This window comes from Actinoplanes missouriensis 431, from assembly GCF_000284295.1.
GTDB classification, from domain to species: domain Bacteria; phylum Actinomycetota; class Actinomycetes; order Mycobacteriales; family Micromonosporaceae; genus Actinoplanes; species Actinoplanes missouriensis.
On sequence record NC_017093.1, the window covers coordinates 5450238 to 5469898 of the forward strand.

The window sequence follows — 19661 nt, forward strand, 5'->3', positions numbered from 1 at the left end:
TCTTGCCATATGGGAAGCGGGCCGGTGTGCCCCAACCGGCCCGCTGTCTGACTTTTGTGTGCCTCCTAGCTCGATTCAGCCGGCTACAGGGCGACCGGCTTGACCTGTGGGGCTGACCTGTTTGAAGTGGCTGGCTTACTTAGAGCTGGCTTCACTTAAGGCTGGCTTACTTAAGGCTGGCTGCGCGGACTGTCCGGTGCCAGCGTGTCGATGAACTCGTGCGGCTCGTGCAGCTCGGTGGTGCGCCGCGCCTCATCCGCCTCAGCCTTCAGCGTGCTCGCGACCGACGCCCGGTCGGCGCCCGGAATCGAGGCCACGGTGCCGTAGGCCTTCTCCGCGAGAGCGTAGGCCGCCCGGTACTCGTGGACCGCGAACGCCTTCTTCGCCAGGCCCAGCAGCCCGTCGGCCGCGCGCAGCGCGGTGGTGCCCTTGCCCGCCGGAACCGTGGCAGCCAGCCGGTTGGCGGCCTCCCAGTAGGCGGCGGTCAGGAACCGGTCGCTGTTGTCCCGATCGAACTGGCTGAAGTCCCAGTTCACGTCGATGTAGCTCATCATCGAGTTGTTCTCGTCGCCGGCGTTGACGAAGAAGAACTCACCGCTGGGACCGTAGTCGACGCCCGTCGCGCTGTCGTAGCCGTCATGCGGGTGACTCATGCCCAGGTGGTGACCGACCTCGTGGATCTGCGTGGTGGTCAGTCCGTAGCCGCTCTCCACCACCTCCGGCGAGATGAACGAGAAGACGTAACTCTGGTCGCCGGTCACATAGTCGTCGTCGGCGAACCCGAGCGCCGGCACGCCGACACCCTCACCGACGGCGTAGTTGAACATCGGGATCTCGTAGTCGACCTTGCCCTCGTCGTCGAGCGCCCGGTCCAGGTTCTCCCGGTTGTAGAGGTAGAGGTTCGCGAACGCCGGATATCCGCTGCCCGGATAGCAGGTCTCGTCGGTGAGCAGGCCCAGGTAGCACTGTTCGGCCCGCGCGTCGTAGGGCAGATCCTGCGAGTCGTAGCTCAACCGGTTTCGCCAGCGCAGCTCGGACAGCTCGGCTTTCAGCAGGCTCGGCGTCACGTACTGCTCGGAGGCGTCGACGCCCGGCCAGCCCTCGTACGTGTTGCTGTCCAGGTTCAGCGACTTCGGCGGCTCGGGCGTGGGCAGTTCCACCGGGTAGAGCGGTGAGGACGTGAACAGCAGGTTCAGCGCCACGTAGCGGGTGATCTTGCCGAGGTCGCCGGCGAGCGCGGCCGGGGAACGGAAGCCGTTCGCCGCATACTCCCAGGTCGGCGGCATCCGGTAGTCGACGACGCCGTCGCCGTCGAGGTCCGGGTTGTCGACGTCGTAGTTGCTGGTCCACGACTCGGGGCCGGCCGACAGGTCTTGGAACCAGACCCGCCGGGTCGCGCCGAGACCGGTCTCCTCGTCGTCGGCGGTCGTGCCACCCCACGCGATCATCTTGCGGGAGTCACGGTTCGCGCCGAAGTCGTAGCCGGTGTCCGGGTCCGGCTCGCCGGTCTTCGTGTAGACGTGGTGCTGGAAGTCGGAGCGCCCGTACCAGTTGACGAAGAAGACCGTGTTACGCCTGGTGTCGACGCCCCGCGGCGGGTTGAAGGCGAGCCACTTCTCCACGCTCGGCGCATCGATCGCGGTGTTGTCCGGGATGTCCAGGACGTTGTTGGCCTGCTCGTTGTAGGCCTCCTGGAAGTCGGTGAGCGGCGCGGGTTTGGCGAGCTGCTTCAGCTTTCCGAAGAACCGATTCTCGTACGAGGAATCTGCATAGCTGACCTTGTAGTCGTACTTGTAGGTGATGCCCAGCTTTTCGGTCACCCCGTAGGAAAGCCGCGAGCGCACCACCGGCTCGTAGGACGGCGCCAGCTCGCCCAGGAAGGCGCTCTTGGCGACCTGTGCCGGCTCGTAGCCGACGAAGACGACGTTGACCGGCACCTTCTCGACGAGACGGGGCTGACCGCCGGGGTCCAGGTAGGACAGGTTCGGCTGCTTCCCATGAGCGCCGGCGGGTCCCGCCGATGCCGCTACGAGAGCCGCGACGAGAGCTATCACGAACGGGCTTCTCCTTCTCATGTGGACACGCTGCCATCAACCACCACCGATGTGAAGGGGGTCGGCGGAGTCCGGGCATCACCGCCCGGGATTCGATCATGGTCAATTTGTTGCGGCAACGTGCCGAGCGGACCGGGGCGTACCCGCGGCCGCTCGGCAGCGCCGCCCGCGCCGGAAACCGGCGTCCTCGTGGGGTCAAGGGTCACGGATGGCGATGGTCGCCACCACGTCCGGCTGCCGGTCGCGGGGTCTCACACATCCGCTGTGCGTTTCGGAGCGCGGTGGAATTGAGGTTTACCGGCGCCCACCGGCCGGCGTGCCGGGCGCCGGCGGAGCATCAAGGCCAGGACAGCCGGGTACGCCGCGAGGACCAGCAGCCCGGCCCACCAGGACAGTGGGAAGTAGCCGGTGGAAGGTGCATAGTGCGCGACCACCTGCGGGTACTCCACGGCCGTCTGACGTGCTGCGAACCCGGCAGCGGGAGTGACGCGCAACAGCCACTGCGCGACCGGGTCCGGCAACAGCGGCACCGACGTCACGACGTAGGGCAGCACGATCAGCAGCGACGAGGCCAGAACCGCCGCCCACCGCCGCCGCAGCAGCTGGCGCAGCTGAGCGGTCATGACCGCGCACAGTGCCAGAGCCGCCCCCACCCCCAGCGCCACCCGCGGCACCGGAACGACGACACCCACGGCGATCAGCCCGGTCACCCAGCTCGCTGCGCCGATCGTCAGCAGGGTCCGCACCCCCGAAGCGAGCATCTCCACGGCAGCTACGACCAGCACGATGATCAGCGCGATGGGCAGCCCGACCAGCACCGCGCCGGATGTGGCGGGGCTGCCTTCCTCACTGAGCGGACCGATGTCACCGGTGCCGCTGACCGTGATGACGCCGTCTTTCTCGACCGCGCCGGAGGCCTGATGCCGTTTCTCCCAGTCGGTTCTGTTCATCTCGCCGATCGGCTCACTCCGCCACGGGCCGCCAGCGCTGACGTTGTCGAAGACGCCGACCGCCTGGGTGAATCGCACCTCCTCCACAGCGCCGCCCAGGGCGACCTCGCGAAGGGTGAGATCGCCGGGCGATGTGGCGAACAGCCCGATCTGAACGGTCTCCGGCAGCCCGTCGAGCCGTGCCACCCCCACCGTCTGCCAATGGGTGCCGTCGGCCGACTCGAACCCCGTCACCGTGTCGCCCGAGCGGGTCAGACGCAGCCAGCGAGGGGTCTGCTCGGAGACGCCGCCGGGATTGCCGGCGACGTCGTGTCGGTAGTGGTGTTGGAACCGGACGCCGTGATCACCGGTCATCATCACGGCCGCATACGGCGACCCGCGCTGCAGGCCGTCCTTCACGATGATCCCGGCCTTGGCCCAGGGCACCAGCCCGGACACGATCTCGTCGTGGTCCGGAGGTGGATAAGTGATCGTCCCGGTCATCGCGGTCAGCCGCACCGTGAGGCTTCCCTCCGGGCCGAGATCACGATGCAGGAACCAGAACCGGTCAGCGACCTCGATGCCGGAATCGCCCCGGCCCGCGGGGCCCTGACTGCCCGCGAGCAGCAGGCCCGGCACGACGACGGCGAGGACCGCGACGGCTAGCGCGACGATGCTCCTCTTTCTCATGCCGTCGGTTCTACGCACCCCGGCATGACACCAGCCGAAGCGTTCCTGTCATGCCGTTGTTAAGTCCCGCCGGGCATGCTGTTGCCATGTTCGGGCTTCGCCGCGGGACCGTGAGCGCACGGTTCACCATCCTTTACGCCAGTGTCTTCCTGGGCTCCGGCGCCACGCTGCTGGCGCTGGCCTTCCTGCTCTCCGGCAGTCAGGTCACCAGCGTCGCCCCCGTCGGCGCCGGCCCGGCAGTCACCGTCCAGCAGGACCGGCAGCTGATGACCAGCTCGGCGACCGCGCTGTTCATGATGGCGCTGGTCTCGCTGGTGATGGGCCGGGTCCTGGCCGGGCGCGTGTTGCGGCCGCTGCGGTCGATCACCTCCGCCACACGGCGCATCACGGCGGAGAGCCTCGACCGCCGGCTGGCCGTGGCCGGGCCCGCCGACGAGGTCAAAGCACTCGCCGACACCATCGACGACCTGCTGGAGCGGCTCGAGGCGTCGTTCGGGGCGCAGCGCCGGTTCGTCGCCAACGCCTCGCACGAGTTGCGTACTCCGCTGGCGACGATGCGCGCCGCGCTCGACGTCGCGGTGGCCAAGCCGGATCCCGCGCCGTCGACCGTGGCGCTCGCCGACCGGCTACGCGCCCAGCTGGACCGGGTCGACCACCTGCTCGACGGGTTCCTCGTGCTCGCCAGGGCGCAACACGGCATCCTGGCGGACGCCGACACCGTGGACCTGGGTGCCCTGATCGCCACGGCCGTGCGGCAGCGGGCTCACGAGATCGACGCCAAGCAGCTGACGGTCACCACCGGCGTGCCCCCGCAGGAGGCCGTCACCACACGCGGCAGTCCCGCTCTGCTCGCCCGCCTCGTGGAGAACGTGGTGGACAACGCGGTGCGGCACAACCACGACGAGGGCTGGATGAGCATCACCGCGGTGCCGGGCCCGGAGGAGATCGTGCTGACCGTCGAGACCGGTGGCCCGCTGCTCGATCAGCGCGACGTCGACCGGCTGGCGCAGCCGTTCGAGCGGCTGAGACCCGGCGCACCGGGGACGTCTGACGGACCCGCCGAACGGATCGGCGGCTCCTCCGGGCTGGGACTGTCCATTGTCGCTGCCGTGGCCACGGCGCATGGTGGCAGACTGCGGCTGGCCGCCCGTTCCGGCGGTGGGCTGCGGGTCACGGTCACCCTGGCGGCGATCTCATGAGGGTGCTCGTCGTCGAGGACGATCACGCGCTCGCCGAGGTCGTCACGGAGGGGCTCACCGACAGCGGGATGGCTGTCGACGTCGCTCATGACGGGCTGGTGGCGGCGGCGAAACTGGACCTCGCGCCCTACGACGTCGTCGTGCTCGATCGTGACCTGCCCGGACTGTCCGGTGACACGCTCTGTCTGCAGATCACCGAGCGCACGGACCGGCCGATGGTGCTGATGCTGACGGCAGCGAGCGCACCCGGCGACCGGGTCAGCGGGCTCACGGTGGGCGCTGACGACTACCTGTCCAAGCCGTTCCACTTTCCCGAGCTCATCCTGCGGATCCGGGCTCTCGCCCGCCGCCGGCCCGACGTACGCCCGCGGGTTTTGCGAGTGGCCGGCATCGAGCTGGATCCGGTGCGCCGCACGGCGGTCCGGGACGGGCGGAACCTCGGTCTCTCGGTCAAGGAGTTCGCGGTGCTGGAGGAGCTGCTGCGGGCCAGCCCGGGGTTCATCAGCGCGGAGGTGCTGCTGGAGAAGGTCTGGGACGAGAACGCCGATCAGTTCACCAACACCGTCGCGGTCACGATCGGCCGGGTGCGCCGAAAACTCGGCGATCCGCCGCTGTTGTCGACGCTCCCGGGCGTCGGCTATCGGGTCGCCTGACCTCACCGCCGCTGTCGTCCGGCAGGGCGTCCGCGACCGCGTCGCCTGACACGGCGACCCCGGCGGACGACCGCACGGAGGCACACCGCTCGCCCGTGGCGGCGCAGGCACGCCGGCTTCCTCGCGCCGCGCGGGCGCGGGACTTTCACGCGCGGCACGGACGCGCGGACTTCACGCGGCACGGACGCGCGGACTTCACGCGCGGCACGGACGCGCGGACTTCACGCGCGGCGCGAGCGCGCGGACTTCACGCGCGGTGCGAGCGCGCGGGCTTCCCCGCGCTGCGCCCGCGCGGACTTCGCGCGCGGCACGGACGCGCGGCGCGGACACGCGGACTTTCACGTTTTATTAACGGCCGCGCGCGAGCATCCGCCGCCTCGCGCGGGCAATGATCTTGGGGAGGCGGGGGAAGGACAGGCATGACCACGGTACGGGGATGGATGCTCGAAGGGCTGGAAGAGCGCTCCGAGGAGCAACACTCCGACAAGCCGCACAGCTGGTGGAAAGTCATGTGCCTCACCGGCGTCGACTACTTCTCCACGCTGGGGTACCAGCCCGGCATCGCGGCCCTGGCCGCCGGCGTGCTGTCGCCGCTGGCCACGCTCGTGCTCGTGCTCGTGACGCTGCTCGGCGCGCTGCCGGTCTACCGGCGCGTGGCGGCGGACAGCCCGCACGGCGAGGGCTCGATCGCCATGCTGGTGCGGCTGCTGTCGTTCTGGAAGGGCAAGCTCTTCGTCCTGGTGCTGCTCGGGTTCGCGGCGACCGACTTCATCATCACCATCACGCTGTCGGCCGCCGACGCCACCGCGCACATCGACGAGAACCCGTTCTGGCCCGAGTCGCTGCGGGACCAGCACGTGATCGTGACGCTGCTGCTGATCGCGCTGCTCGGGGCCGTGTTCCTGAAGGGGTTCACCGAGGCCATCGGCATCGCGGTCGCGCTGGTCGGTGTCTACCTCGCACTGAACGTGGTGGTGATCGGTGACGCGCTGTGGGAGGTGGTGACGCACCCGCACGCCGTCACCGACTGGACGCACGCGATGACCACGTCGCACGGCAGCCCGCTCGCCATGGTCGGCATCGCGCTGCTGGTCTTCCCGAAACTCGCGCTCGGGCTCTCCGGCTTCGAGACAGGTGTCGCGGTGATGCCGCACATCAAGGGTGACCTGCGGGAACGTGTCCGGGGCGGCAAGCGGCTGCTGACCACGGCCGCGGTCATCATGAGCGTGTTCCTGCTGACCAGCAGTGTCGCCACGACGGTGCTGATCCCGGCTGCGGAGTTCCAGCCGGGTGGTGAGGCGAACGGGCGGGCCCTGGCGTATCTCGCGCACGAGAACCTGGGCACCGTGTTCGGCAGCGTCTACGACATCTCCACGATCGCGATCCTCTGGTTCGCCGGGGCGTCGGCGATGGCGGGGCTGCTCAACCTGGTCCCGCGTTACCTGCCGAGATTCGGCATGGCGCCGTCGTGGGCGCGGGCGGTGCGGCCGCTGGTGCTGGTCTTCACCGGCGCGGCGTTCCTGATCACGTGGATCTTCGACGCGGACGTGGACGCGCAGGGCGGCGCGTACGCGACGGGTGTGCTCGTGCTGATCACCTCGGCCGCGACGGCCGTGACCCTGTCCGCCCATCACCGGGGGCAGCGCAAGCGGACCTGGGCCTTCGGCATGATCACCGTGATCTTCACCTACACCACGGTGACGAACGTGATCGAGCGGCCGGACGGCGTGAAGATCGCAGCCTGCTTCATCGCGGCGATTCTCGTGGTGTCGCTGCTGTCCCGGGTGTTCCGGGCGTTCGAGCTGCGGGTCACGTCGATCGACGCCGACCCGGTGGCGGAGGGGTTCCTGACCGAGGCGGGCAACCGGCAGATCCGGCTGATCGCGAACGAGCCGGAGGAGCGGGACGCCCGGGAGTACTCCGCGAAGCTGACCCAGATCATCGCCGACAACGACATGACGGATCAGCGGGACGTGCTTTTCGTCGAGGTCACCGTGCGGGACGCGTCAGACTTCGAAACCGCCCTGCATGTACGCGGTGAGCTGCGACACGGGCGCTACCGGGTGCTGACCTTGGAGAGTTCGTCGGTGCCGAGCGCTCTGGCGGCGCTCCTGCTCTGGGTGCGCGACACCACGCACCGGCGGCCACACATCTACTTCGAGTGGACCGAGGGCAATCCGGTGGCGAACTTCGCCCGCTACCTGATCTTCGGCCAGGGCGAGGTGGCACCGGTGACGCGCGAGATCATCCGGCAGGCCGAGCCGGACCGCAAACGCCGTCCCCACATCCACGTGGGCTGACGAGATCAGGCACGTGGCCTGACGGGATCAGGCACGTGAGCTGACTAGATCAGGCACGTGAGCTGACGAGATCAGGCACGCGGGCTGACGAGATCAGGCACGCGGGCTGACGAGATCAGGCACGCGGGCTGACGAGATCAGGCACGCGGGCTGACGAGATCAGGCACGCGGGCTGACGAGATCAGGAGGGAACCGGACCACGATCAACGAAACTGAATGTCGACAGTGGATAGGCGTCGCCCACCTCTTCCACGAAGAGGGCCTCGGTGTCCGGGTTCCATTGCACGTACCCATAAGAGTCGTTGTAGATCCAGTAGGTGGGCCGCCCCTGGTCGTCGGTCTCCTTCGTCTTGATCAGCGAGAACACCGTGGCCTTGGTGGCGTTGCACTCGGCGGGGACCAGCTGGGAGTCCTTGTCCGGGATGATCTTCACGCCGATGCAGCGGTCGTCGGCGGGGTCCCCCATCGACCGGATCATGTAGTCGACGCCGAGTGACTCGAGCGCGAACAGGGACTTCGCGCCCGTACCGTCGCCGGCCAGCACCTCGTAGTCGTTCTTCTCCAGAGCGAGATCGCGATTGATCTCCGCCACGTGGATCAGGGTTTGCCGGTTACCGCGCAGGATCGCTGCCAGTTTCTCCGCGGCGGTGGCCGGTTCCGGCTCGGCCGGCGCCGAATCGCCGGGAGAGGCTGCGCCGGGGTTTGCCGCGCCGGACGACGTGATCTCGCCGGGCTGGGGCGAAGCGGCGTCCGAGGCGACGTCCGCGACCGGGCCATCGGCCAGATAGCGCACGCCGGCACCGACCCCACCGGCCAGCACGACGGCGACAACACCCAGCCCGACGGCAACACGCCGCCGCGACCGGCGCGGCGCCACGGCCTGGTGCGCCGTGTCCGCCTGGCGCGGTGCGACCAATCGGTCATCACCGGGCGCAGTCGCAAGCCCACCAGAGAACGAGGAGGCCGCGGCATCCTGCCCCGCACCGAAAGCCCCCGCACCGGCAGCGGCCGCCCCGCCAGAGAACGGGGACCCGCCGGACGAGGACCGGGAAGCAGACGACGAAGACGCCGCGGACAGGGGCACGGACGAGAAGGCGGACGGGGACGACACCGCGGACGAGGGCACGGACGGGGGCGCGGAGGGGGCGCCCGCGGACGACGACGCCAGCAGGAGGTCCAGCAGCTCCCGTGCGCTGGGTCGCTCGACCGGGTCCTTGGCGAGTGCCCGCTCCACCACCGGCACCAGGGCCTCCGGCACGCCGGTGAGATCCGGCTGCTGGGTGAGGATCCGCATCGCGGTGGCGGCGGCCGACTCGGCCGCGAACGGGGTGCGGCCGGTGGCCGTGTACACGACCACGGCGCCCCACGCGAAGATGTCCGCCGCGGCGGTGACCGGGCGGCCACCGGCCGGGTCGAAGCGTTCCGGCGCCATGTAGGCGACGGTGCCGACCATCTGGTCGGTGCGGGTGTGCTGGCTGGTCGCCTCGAAGGCGCGGGCGATGCCGAAGTCGATCACCTTGATGCCGCCGCGGGCGAAGAGGACGTTGCCCGGTTTCAGGTCGCGGTGGATCACGCCGGCGCCGTGGATGGCGGTGAGCGCGGTGGCCACGCCGACGGCGACGCTCTGCAGCGCCGCCCCGGTGAGCGGTCCCCGGTCGCGGATCTCGGCGGCCAGGCTGGGCCCGTCGACGTACTCGACGACGAGGTACGGCGGCTCGTGATCGGGGTCGGCGTCCAGCACTTCGGCGGTGGAGAACGGCGGCACCTGCTGGGCCCGGTTCACCTCGCTGCGGAAACGTCCCCGGAACTCCGCCTCGGCCGCGTACTCCGGGCGCACCGTCTTGATCGCCACCGGACGCCCGTCCGGGTCCCGGCCGAGGAAGACGGTTCCCATGCCGCCTTCGCCGAGCCGGCCGACGAGCTCGTACCGCCCGAGCCGGGTCGCATCCTGAGGCCGTAGCGGCATGCTCATGTGACGTTCTCCCCCTCTGCCGCCGCGCGGGCGCCGCAGCCGGGGATTCTACTCAGACGGATCTTCGAGGAGGTTTCCGGAACGGCCGCTGGAAACAACCGGAAACAAAGGGGTACGGGGATCAGTAGACGAACCGGGACACCGCCGCCTGGAGCTCGCTCGACATCCGGGACAGTTCCGCCGCCGACCGCTGCGCGTCCCCCACCGATTCCGAGGTGGTTCGGGCGTTGTCCGCGACGCTGGTGATGCCGGTGTTGATCTGCTCGGTGGCGCTGGCCGCCTCGGTCACGTTCCGGTTCATCTCGGCGGTGGTCGCGCTCTGTTCCTCGACCGCCGACGCGATCGTGGTCGTGTAGTCGCTGATGTGGCCGATGATCTCGCTGATCTCGCCGATCGCCGCGACCGCGTCGTTGCTGTCGTTCTGGATCGCCTCGACCCGCCGGGCGATGTCCTCGGTGGCCCGCGCGGTCTCCTGGGCCAGGTCCTTCACCTCGCCGGCGACGACGGCGAAGCCCTTGCCGGTCTCGCCGGCACGTGCCGCCTCGATGGTGGCGTTCAGGGCGAGCAGGTTGGTCTGCTCGGCGATCGCCGTGATCACCCGGATGACGTCGCCGATCTCGCGGCTGGACTCGCCGAGGGTGGCGATGGTCTGGTTCGCGGTGGCCGCCACGTTAACGGCCTTGCTGACGACTTCGGCGGCGGCGTTGGCGCTCTGCGCGATCTCGGCGATGGCCGCGCCCATCTCGTCGGAGCCGGCGGCGACAGTGGTCACGCTCAGCGACACGTCGGCGGAGGCCGCGGATACCCGGCGGGCCTGCTCGGAGGCGGTCGCGGCGCCCTCGCTGATCTGGTTCGCGATGGTCGAGGTCTCCTCGGCGGCGGCCGCGAGGCTGTGCGCGGCGGCGCCGACGGACGCGACCACGTCACGGGTCTGCGTCTGCGCGCGCGACAGCATCTGCGCCATCTGCCCGACCTCGTCGCGGCCGGCCACGTCGACGGTGTCGGTGAGGTCACCGTCGGCCATCGAGGTGAGCGACCGCTTTACCCGGTCGAGGCGTTTGACGATGTACCCGGCGACGAAGAAGCCGAGGATGATCGCGGCGAGCACACCGGCGACCAGCACGCCGATCTGCAGGCGTTTGGCGGTGGCGGCGGAGTCGGCGCTGGCCGCGGCGCTGGCCGCGGCCTGCTCCATCTGCGCGTTGTTCTCCTCCTCGATCGCATCCGAGGCGTTGTTCATCGTGGGGAGGATCGTCTCCCGGTACTGCGTGGCGAACCCGGCGGTGTCGCCCTTCTCGGCGAGCGGCACGAGGATCTGCTCGCTGTCGGTGACGAGCTTCTGGTACGCCTCGGCGAACGTGTCGACGGTGGCGGCGTTCACCGCGCCCTTCCGGTACTCCGCGAGCGCCGTGTCGACCTTGCCCTTCCGCTCGTCGATCTCGTCGGCGAGCGTCTCCCGGGTGGCCGCCGAGGCGACGCCGTACTCCAGGTATCGCGCCCGGATGCCCTGCAGGTTGCGCTGCACCACGGAGAGCGAGGTGAGCGGGGCGACGTTGTCGGCGTAGAGCGACTCGTTCCGCTCACCGAGATCGGAGATGGCGAGGAGGCCGGTGATACCGACCGCGATGGCCGCGATCGCGGCCACGCCGATCCCCGCCTGGATCTTCGTGTTGACCCGGATGTCGGCCAGCCAGCCGCTCTTGCCCGCTCCACCCTGAGCGTCGCTCATCCCGAGCTCCTTGACGCAGAAAAGTTGTCCTACCCACATTCGGCCGGATGCCGGCGCCGCTGAGGGCGAACCGGCCCCTGCGGGACATGAGATTCAGCGGCTTTCCGGGAAAGTTCGGGGCTGCTGCCGGACATGTGCGGAGGTGGACTTCATGAACGCGGACGCGCGACGGGCGCGGTTCGAGGCGGTGGCGCCCGCGGTGATCGACGCGGTGCGCCGGTATCTCGCCCGGCGCACCGATCCGGCGACCGCCGACGACGTGCTCTCCGAGACCCTGCTGACGTGCTGGCGGCGCCTCGAGGACATGCCCGAGGAGCACGTGCTCTGGGCGTACGGGATCGCGCGTCTGACCCTGGCCAACGCGGAGCGTGGGCGGCGCCGCCGAGAGCGACTCACCGCGAAGATCGCCCGGTTGGATCCCCCGCCCGTTGTGACCGAGATCGACCAGCCCGGCGATCTCGAGATCTTCGCGGGTCTGCGGGCCGAGGACGCCGAGTTGCTGCGCCTGTGGGCGTGGGAGGACCTCTCCCCCGCGCAGATCGCGGTGGTTCTCGGGATCTCGGTGAACGCCGCGAACATCCGCCTGCACCGGGCGAAGGGCAGGCTGCGCGACCAACTCGGGGACCAACCGGGAAAGCCTGCGGGCCCGGCCGGACATGAAGGTTCGACGGAAGGGAGACGGCGATGACCGACGACGACCTGCGAGCCCGGATCCGCCGGGCCGACCCGGCGGCGGCCTGGGAACCGGCGTCTCCCGACGAGGTGGCGCGGCTCCTGGAGAAGACGATGATCGATAGCACTACGCCGGTGGTTCCGAAGATGCGCCACTACGCCCTGGCCGCGGCGGCGCTGGTCCTGGTCGCGGCGGCGGGTGCCGGCTGGCTCATCACGCAGCGGGGCCCGGACCCGGTCACCGTGCGGCTGAACGCTCCGGGTGGTTTCGCGGCCAAGTGCCTGGAGCCCTCGGTGGAGCGTCTTGCGGCCTCCGCCGATTTCGCCATGGAGGGTACGGTCGAAGCCGTCTCCGACTCCACGGTGACCATCGATGTGACACGTGTCTTCCACGGCGCCGACGCGGATCGGGTCGAGGTCGACCAGGCCGGAGAGATCTCGGAGCAGTTGATGGGCACCGGGAAGTTCGAGACCGGAAAGGATTACCTCGTGGCCTCCTATGACGGCACCGTGATGACCTGTGGCTACAGCGGCGAGGCGACCGCTCCCGGCCTGCGCGACCTCTACGAACGGGCCTTCCCCCGGTAACCGGACACGGGCAACCGGACACAGGCAAACTGGACACTGGTAACCGGACGGGCCGGCTTGACCTCAACCTCACTTGAGGTTTTAGCGTTTGCCCGTGATCCACACCGAGATCGATCTGGGCGACCAGTTCACAGCGGCGTTCCGCCGGTACCCCACGGGCGTCGCCGTGATCACCGCGACCGGGCCGGACGGGCCGGTGGGCCTGACCGCGTCCAGCGTGGCGTCGGTCTCCGTGACACCGCCCGCCCTGTCCTTCTCGGTGATGGGCACGAGGTCGGCCCGCGCGATCGTCGAGGCGCCCAGCTTCGTCGTGAACCTGCTCGGGCCGCACCATGCCGTGCTGGCGCACGACTTCGCGCGCCCGGGCCGGCCCCGGTTCACGCCCGAGCAGGGCTGGGACGTCCTGCCCACCGGTGAGCCGGTGCTGGCCGGCGCCCTGGCCTCGCTGCGCGGCACCCCGCTGCATCTGGTCGGCGTCGGCGACGCGACGGTCGTGGTCGCCGCGGTGCACGAGGTGATCCTCGGCGCGGGGAGCGGCCGGCTGGTCTATCACGACCGCGAGTTCATAGCCCATGCCGACGAAACCCCATGAAACCGAAACCCCTGACAACGAATCCCATGACACCGAAGGACCCCACTGATGCGTCTGCCCCGCTTCCTCACCCCGTCCGTCACGGTGAGCGCCGACTGCGACCTGCCCTGTGGCGTCTACGACCCGGCCCAGGCCCGGATCGAGGCCGAGTCGGTCAAGGCGATTGCGGAGAAGTACCAGGCCAGCACGGACCCGGAGTTCCGCACCCGCGCGCTGATCATCAAGGAGCAGCGGTCCGAGCTGGTCAAGCACCACCTCTGGGTGCTCTGGACCGACTACTTCAAGGCGCCGCACTTCGAGAAGTACCCGCAGCTGCACGCGCTCTTCAACGAGGCCACCAAGCTGGCCGGCGCGAGCGGCGCGAAGGGCTCGGCCGACCCGGAGGTGGCCGGTCGGCTGCTGGAGAAGATCGAGGAGATCTCCACCATCTTCTGGGAGACCAAGCAGGCTTGATCCTCAGGTTTGCGCCGTTCCGGACGATGCAGCGGTAAAGAGTCGTTCGCGAAGGGGCGCAGACCGTGCGGCGGTCCATCGACCAGGGCGGTTTCACGCTCGTCGAGGTGGTCATCGCCATCGCTCTGGTGAGTTCCGTGCTCACCGCGACGACCGTGTTCTTCGTCCGCAGCCTCGCGCTCGGCCATCACTACGCCGGCCGGGAGGACGCGGTCCGGGTCGCCACCTCCGCGTTGGAGGTGGCGACCGGTCTCGGCGGCGAGGCGGTGCTGACCCGCCGGGACCGCGTCTCCGTCGCCGGGCAGGCGCGGGTCCCCGGCGTCGAGCAGTACCTGGCCGACGCGGTCGCGGTCTGGGACCCCGGCGCGGCGACCGGCGACGGCGCCACCGCGTCGCTGCCCACCGCACCGGTCGGCGTCCCGCTCAACGGCATCACCTACCGGCAGAACTGGTACGTGGTGAAGTGCTGGCGATCGGCGGACACGAGCGCCTGCGCGGGCGGTGGTTCGGGGGTCGCGTTTCTCCGGGTGGTGGTGGCCGTCGAATGGCCGGACCGGGAGTGCCCGAGCGGCGCGTGCGCGTACTTCCTGGCCACGCTGCTGAACGCCGGCGAGGACCCGGTCTTCCCCACCGCGCCAACCTATTCACCATCGCCGAGCCCGTCGCCGTCACCGAGCCCGTCACCAAGCCCGTCGCCATCGCCGAGCCCGTCACCGAGTCCGTCGCCCAGCCCGTCCGCGACCGGCGGGGGCACCGCCATCTGGGCGAACCGCAGCAGCGGTTACACCAACCCGGCCGCCCTCTGGATCGCCTCGTCGACGCTGACCGTCACCGGCCTGGTGCACACCAATGCCGACCTGCGCATCGAGGGCTCCGGCGTCACGGTCTCACCCCGGATCGAGTACGTCACCAGCCAGTCGGTGATCGGCGCCGCCCCCGTACCGGTGCGGGTGTCGCCGTCCGCGCCGACCGGCGTCCGGGTGGTCGCCGACTACGCGCCGGGCGGCGCCGGGGCGATCGCGGCCGGCGCCGGTTACTCCGCGGTGCCCGCCTCGGCCTGCGCCTCCGGCACCTGGACGTACGCGGCCGGCTCGGTCCCGCCGGCCGCCACCGTCGTCTACGTCCCGTGCTCGGTGAACGTCACCACCGACGTGGCCCCGCTGCTGGTCGCCACCGGCACGATCACCGTCGCCACCGCGAAGGTGACCATCGGCAGCGCGAGCCGACCGGCCACCACCGGCCTGCTGAGCGGCTCGGCGGCCACCCCGGCGATCTCCATCTCCGGCTCGTACGCGACGGTCCACGGCGCGGTCCAGGCGCTCGCCGGTGGCGTCTGGCTGCTCGGGTCGTACAGCGTCTTCGCGTGCGGGATCATCGGCGACACCGTGCAGGTGCGCGGCGCGGACCTCACCATCACCGGGACCTGCTCATGATGAGGGGGCCGGGCGTGAGAAGCCGGGACGACGCGGGGTTCACCCTGATCGAGCTGGCCGTGGCCATGTCGGTGATGGGCTTCTTCACCGCGATCGTCGCCACCGCGATCGCGCAGATGTACCACACCGCGAACCAGGCCGAGGCCGTCCAGTCGTTGCAGAGCAGGCTCAACGTGGTCTTCGAGCGCCTGGACACCGAGATCCGGTACGCGGCGGCGATCAGCCGGCCGGGCCCCGGCGGCGACGGGCGGGACGCCTACGTCGAGTATCTGAACGTCAACGGCGGCGCTCAGCTCTGCACCGAGCTCCGGCTCCGCGGCGGCGTTCTCCAGCGCCGCGCCTGGACCAGCGGCGAGACACCGTCCGGCGGCTGGAGCACCCTGGCCGGGGAGATCACCAGCAGCACGCCGTTCACCGTGTCCAGCAACGGCAACGTGCGCCAGCAGCTGCGCCTGACCTTGACCGCGACGTTCGCCGCGGCGGGGCCGGCGGCCGGCAGCCACACCACCGAGTTCCTCTTCACGGCGCTCAACTCGGACGCCTCGGCGACCACCTCGAACGCCACGGTGTGCACGGAGGGACGAACGAGCCCATGAGAGACCGGCCCTGGAGAGTCCGGCCCAGGAGAGACGATCGGGGATCCCTTCCGGTCGCCGTGCTGATCACGGTGCTGGCGCTGTCGATCAGCGGGCTGCTCAGCTCCGCCCTGCTCAGCCAGGTCAGGGACGTCCGCCGGGTCGCCGATCGCGGGTTGTCGCTCGGCGCCGCGGAGGCCGGGCTGCAGGTGGCGCTCGGCTACATCCGCGCCGCGGTGGACGCCGACGGCAAGGGCAAGCCGTCCGCCCTGCCCTGCGGGACGCTGCAGGGCACGGTGTCGCCGTCGGCCGGTAACGCGTACCGGGTGGAAGTGGTTTATCTGAACGCGGCCGGCAGCCGGCTCAGCTGTCCGCCGGCCTACGCGCCGGCCGCCGCGAAGCTGCGGTCCTGGGAGGTGACCGACGGCACCGCGGGCGGGACCGCGCGGACCTCCACCGTGACGCCGCGGGTGCTGGAGGCCACCTATCCGTTCCGGGTGCCGACCGCGCAGGTGCCGATGGGACTGATCCACAACTACCCGAGCGGCGCGCTCTGCATGGACGCCCGCACGGACCAGCCGGCGGCCGGCGACGAGGTGTGGATGATGCCGTGCGACCCGCAGCGGCCGCACCGGCAGATGTTCGCGTACGTGAAGAGCATGGCCCTCGCGCACCCGAGACCCGCCCCGTCGCCGGGCGGCGACATGTGCCTGGACGCGACCCGTCCGGCGTCCGGCAAGCCGGTCGTGGTGACGTTCCAGCCGTGTGTGGTGCCGCTGGACGACACCACCACCCAGTCCCCGCCGCGTCAGCTGTGGACGCTGCACGCCGGGCACGCCAGTTTCGCCGGCACCGACGACGCGCAGTCGCTGAACGGCTGGTGCGTCAACCTGGAGAACCCGGCCGCCAAGCAGAGCCGGCTGGTCTACGGGCCGTGCACGAGCGGTCAGTACAACGCGACGTCGACGATGCAGCCGGAGCCGAGCGTCGGGGCCGGCGCCGCCGGGGAGAGCACCCAGCAACTGGTCAACTACCAGCAGTTCGGCCGATGCCTGGACGTCACCGAGGGAAACGTCGACTACGGGTACCTGATCGCCTGGCCGTGCACCGCCAATCCGGTGGCCGCGAACGTCTCCTGGAATCAGCGCTTCTCCCTGCCCGCGGTCGGCGACAAGACCATCGGCGGTACGGGGCGGATCACCACCACGTCGACGAAGGACACGCTCACCTACTGCCTGCGCAGCCCCCGCTCGGCGGCGACCGGCCGATACGTGACGGTGGTCGGCTGCTCGACCTCGATCGCGGCCGAGGTCACCTGGACCCGGTACGTGGCGCACACCGACGCCACGAAGGCGTACACGATCGTCGACACGGCCGGGCTCTGCCTGCAGCCGAGCGAGACCGAGCTCTACACCCGGCTCGGCGACCGGATCGGCCGGATCACGGTGGCCCCGTGCGACGGCAGCCTGCTGCAGAAGTGGAACGCGATAGTCGCGCCGTCCACCGGCCTCACCAAGATCCAGGAGAGATAGCATTTCCTTTATAACCCATAGGATTTGACGAAAATGGTTATCGGGAAATGTCCGGGGAATGAACGGAATTCTTCCCCGCTCCGGCACAGCTCATTTTCCGCACTCGTATGTCACCCTGTCTGGCAGCAGAGCGTGAAAGGCACGGGAGGCATCATGGCGCGACGCGTGTTCCTGCACGTCGGCGCACCCAAGACGGGCAGCACCTACGTACAGAATGTGCTCTGGAACAACGCGGACGCGCTGAAAAGAGCCGGCATTCTGCTGCCCGGCGCCTCCTGGGCGCAGGACCAGGCGATGACCGATCTCCGCGAGGTGGAATGGCGCGATCCCCGGGCGTCCTGGACGTGGGAGAGGCTCGCCAAGGAGACCCGGAAATGGCACGGCGACGCGATCGTCAGCAATGAGGCACTCGGCGGCGCCACCCCGGCACAGGCCGCCCGTGGCGTCGCGGCGTTCGCCCCCGCCGAGGTGCACGTCATCGTCACCGGCCGGGACCTGTGGCGCACGTTCCCGTCGATGTGGCAGCAGAGCGTCCGGGCCCGCAACAAGTGGAGCTTCACCGAGTTCCTGACCGCCGTCGAGCAGGGCCGGTTCGAGACGTTCTGGGAGATGCACACCCCCAACCGGATGCTGAAGAGGTGGGGCGACCTGGTCCCCGCCGAGCAGCGCCACCTGATCACCATCCCCACGCCGGGCGCGCCGCGCGACACGCTCTGGCACCGGTTCGCCGGCATCACCGGCATCCCGGACGGCGTCTGCGACCTGCGGGACCCCACCGCGAACCCGTCGCTCGGCGCCGCCGAGATCGAGGTGCTGCGCCGGGTCAACGCGGCTCTCGGCGACCGTTTCCCGCACCGGACGCCGTACCAGCGGGTGGTGCAGAGGCACCTGGTCAACGCGGTGCTCAAGAACGGGCGCAACGACGTGCGGTTCGGCGTCGGGCTGGACCGCGCCGGCTGGGTCGCGGAGATGGCCGAGCAGCAGATCAAGGAGCTCCGCGACTACCCGTGCCAGATCGCCGGCGACCTCGACGAGCTGCGCCCGTCGAACATGACGGCGACCTCCAGCCCGGACGACCTGGACGACTCCCGGATCCTGGAGACCGCGATCGAGACCATCGTGGGGATGCTGGAGCACGCCGACGCGCTGACCCGGCAGCCGGACGCGGACGGGATCCGCGCCCTGTCGCTGCTCCGGGACCAGGCGACCCGGCGGCTGCGTCGCACCCTCAAGCGGGTGTCCTCGACACGACGGTGACACGACGGTGACAGGGCGCCGGCGGCTTCCCGCGGCCCCGCGCACAGGGAAACGGCCCGGCCTCGCCGAGGCCGGGCCGTTCTCGTCGATCGGTCAGACGAGGCCGTTCTCGCTCAGGAACGCCTTCGCGACGGTGGCCGTGTCCTGCTTGTCCACCTGCACCTTGGCCAGGTACTGGGTGAGGTTCTCGGTGGTCAGCTTCGCCGACACCGCGTTCAGCGCGCCCGCCACCGTGTCGTTCTTCGCCTCGGTGCGGATCAGCGGGAGGATGTTCTCCGCGAGGTAGAGGCTCTTCGGGTCGTCGAGCACCACGAACTTGTTCTGCACGATCGACGAGTCGGTGGAGAAGATGTTCGCCACGTCGATCTGGCCGCCCTTGAGCGCGTTCACGGTCAGCGGGCCACCGGCGTCCAGCGGCTTGAACTCCTTGAACTCGAGCCCGTAGACCTCCTTGAGGCCCTTGAGACCCTGGTACCGCTCGCCCCACTCCGGCCCGGCGCCGATGGTGAGCTGGCCGGCCACCGGCTTGAGGTCCTCGATGGTCTTGAGGTTGTGCTTCGCGGCGGTCTCCGCGGTGACCGTCAGGGTGTCCTTGTCCTCGGCGCTGGACTGCTCGAGGACCTCGGTGCCGGCCGGCAGCACCTTCTTCAGCGCGCCGAGCACGTCCTCGGGCTTGCTGACGCCCTCCGGCGCGCCACCGGAGGAGAGCGCGGCGAGCAGCGCGCCGTTGTACTCCGGCAGCAGGTCGATCGAGCCGTCCTGCAGCGCCTTCAGGTAGAGCTCACGGGCGCCGATGTTGAACGACCGCTTGACCTCGACGCCCTTGGACTCCAGGGCCTGCGAGTAGATCTCGGCGAGCAGCTCGGACTCGGCGAAGTTCGCCGAGCCGACGGTGACCGCGCCGCCGGAGGAGGCGCCGCCGGTCTCCTGGGCCAGCGGGTCCTCGTCGGCGCCACAGGCCGCGAGGGAGAGAGCGAGGGCGAGGCCGGTGACCGCGGCGCCGACCATTCTTATGCGAGACATGAGGGACCTT

16 protein-coding genes are annotated in these 19661 nt (G+C 70.0%); 11 read left to right on the forward strand and 5 right to left on the reverse strand.

The window, feature by feature from the left end:
* Window positions 1–170 precede the first annotated feature (170 nt).
* Both AMIS_RS25230 and AMIS_RS25235 read right to left on the reverse strand, forming a co-directional pair.
* Entirely contained in the window at window positions 171–2075 is a 1905-nt protein-coding gene (locus tag AMIS_RS25230; protein ID WP_014445241.1) for a zinc metalloprotease, read from the reverse strand.
* Between the two features lie 230 nt (window positions 2076–2305).
* Window positions 2306–3673, reverse strand: coding sequence for a DUF1349 domain-containing protein (locus AMIS_RS25235; protein WP_014445242.1), 1368 nt, complete (start codon window positions 3671–3673; stop codon window positions 2306–2308).
* 86 nt (window positions 3674–3759) lie between these two features.
* Between AMIS_RS25235 and AMIS_RS25240 the strand changes: the two genes are divergently transcribed.
* The 3 genes from AMIS_RS25240 (at window position 3760) to AMIS_RS25250 (ending at window position 7825) form a co-directional block, all read left to right on the forward strand.
* Window positions 3760–4872 carry a sensor histidine kinase gene (locus AMIS_RS25240; RefSeq protein WP_014445243.1) on the forward strand — a complete coding sequence of 371 codons (1113 nt, stop codon included), beginning with the start codon at window positions 3760–3762 and terminating at the stop codon, window positions 4870–4872.
* Window positions 4869–5525 (forward strand): response regulator transcription factor, encoded by a 657-nt coding sequence (locus tag AMIS_RS25245; protein ID WP_041830050.1) that lies wholly within the window; start codon window positions 4869–4871, stop codon window positions 5523–5525. The genes AMIS_RS25240 and AMIS_RS25245 overlap by 4 nt, the downstream gene beginning before the upstream one ends.
* Before the next feature lie 419 nt (window positions 5526–5944).
* On the forward strand, window positions 5945–7825 hold the full coding sequence (locus AMIS_RS25250) for an APC family permease (RefSeq protein ID WP_014445245.1): 1881 nt from the start codon (window positions 5945–5947) through the stop codon (window positions 7823–7825).
* 181 nt (window positions 7826–8006) lie between these two features.
* Here the strand turns inward: AMIS_RS25250 and AMIS_RS25255 are convergent, their stop codons facing one another.
* Window positions 8007–9797, reverse strand: coding sequence for a serine/threonine protein kinase (locus tag AMIS_RS25255; RefSeq protein ID WP_014445246.1), 1791 nt, complete (start codon window positions 9795–9797; stop codon window positions 8007–8009).
* Between the two features lie 121 nt (window positions 9798–9918).
* Window positions 9919–11526, reverse strand: coding sequence for a methyl-accepting chemotaxis protein (locus AMIS_RS25260; protein ID WP_041830051.1), 1608 nt, complete (start codon window positions 11524–11526; stop codon window positions 9919–9921).
* Between the two features lie 151 nt (window positions 11527–11677).
* On the opposite strand from AMIS_RS25260, the gene AMIS_RS25265 reads away from it, so the two are divergent.
* From AMIS_RS25265 to AMIS_RS25300, 8 genes are all read left to right on the forward strand, one after another.
* On the forward strand, window positions 11678–12214 hold the full coding sequence (locus AMIS_RS25265; protein ID WP_014445248.1) for an RNA polymerase sigma factor: 537 nt from the start codon (window positions 11678–11680) through the stop codon (window positions 12212–12214).
* Complete coding sequence (locus AMIS_RS25270) at window positions 12211–12786, forward strand: hypothetical protein (protein ID WP_014445249.1); 576 nt, start codon at window positions 12211–12213, stop codon at window positions 12784–12786. The genes AMIS_RS25265 and AMIS_RS25270 overlap by 4 nt, the downstream gene beginning before the upstream one ends.
* Before the next feature lie 94 nt (window positions 12787–12880).
* Window positions 12881–13378, forward strand: coding sequence for a flavin reductase family protein (locus AMIS_RS25275; RefSeq protein ID WP_014445250.1), 498 nt, complete (start codon window positions 12881–12883; stop codon window positions 13376–13378).
* Between the two features lie 48 nt (window positions 13379–13426).
* A complete protein-coding gene (sodN, locus tag AMIS_RS25280) occupies window positions 13427–13831 on the forward strand; it encodes a superoxide dismutase, Ni (RefSeq protein ID WP_014445251.1) in 405 nt (134 codons plus the stop codon).
* A gap of 65 nt (window positions 13832–13896) precedes the next feature.
* On the forward strand, window positions 13897–15264 hold the full coding sequence (locus tag AMIS_RS25285; RefSeq protein ID WP_014445252.1) for a type IV pilus modification PilV family protein: 1368 nt from the start codon (window positions 13897–13899) through the stop codon (window positions 15262–15264).
* A 14-nt stretch (window positions 15265–15278) separates the two neighbouring features.
* Window positions 15279–15860: a PulJ/GspJ family protein gene (locus tag AMIS_RS25290; protein ID WP_041830052.1), complete on the forward strand. Its 582-nt coding sequence runs from the start codon at window positions 15279–15281 to the stop codon at window positions 15858–15860.
* A gap of 59 nt (window positions 15861–15919) precedes the next feature.
* Window positions 15920–17371, forward strand: a complete 1452-nt coding sequence (locus AMIS_RS25295) for an RICIN domain-containing protein (RefSeq protein ID WP_041830053.1) — start codon at window positions 15920–15922, stop codon at window positions 17369–17371.
* A gap of 153 nt (window positions 17372–17524) precedes the next feature.
* Window positions 17525–18628 (forward strand): hypothetical protein, encoded by a 1104-nt coding sequence (locus tag AMIS_RS25300; protein ID WP_014445255.1) that lies wholly within the window; start codon window positions 17525–17527, stop codon window positions 18626–18628.
* Window positions 18629–18721: 93 nt separating this feature from the next.
* Here AMIS_RS25300 and AMIS_RS25305 read toward each other — a convergent pair whose 3' ends face one another.
* Window positions 18722–19651 carry an ABC transporter substrate-binding protein gene (locus AMIS_RS25305; RefSeq protein ID WP_014445256.1) on the reverse strand — a complete coding sequence of 310 codons (930 nt, stop codon included), beginning with the start codon at window positions 19649–19651 and terminating at the stop codon, window positions 18722–18724.
* Between the last annotated feature and the right edge of the window lie 10 nt (window positions 19652–19661).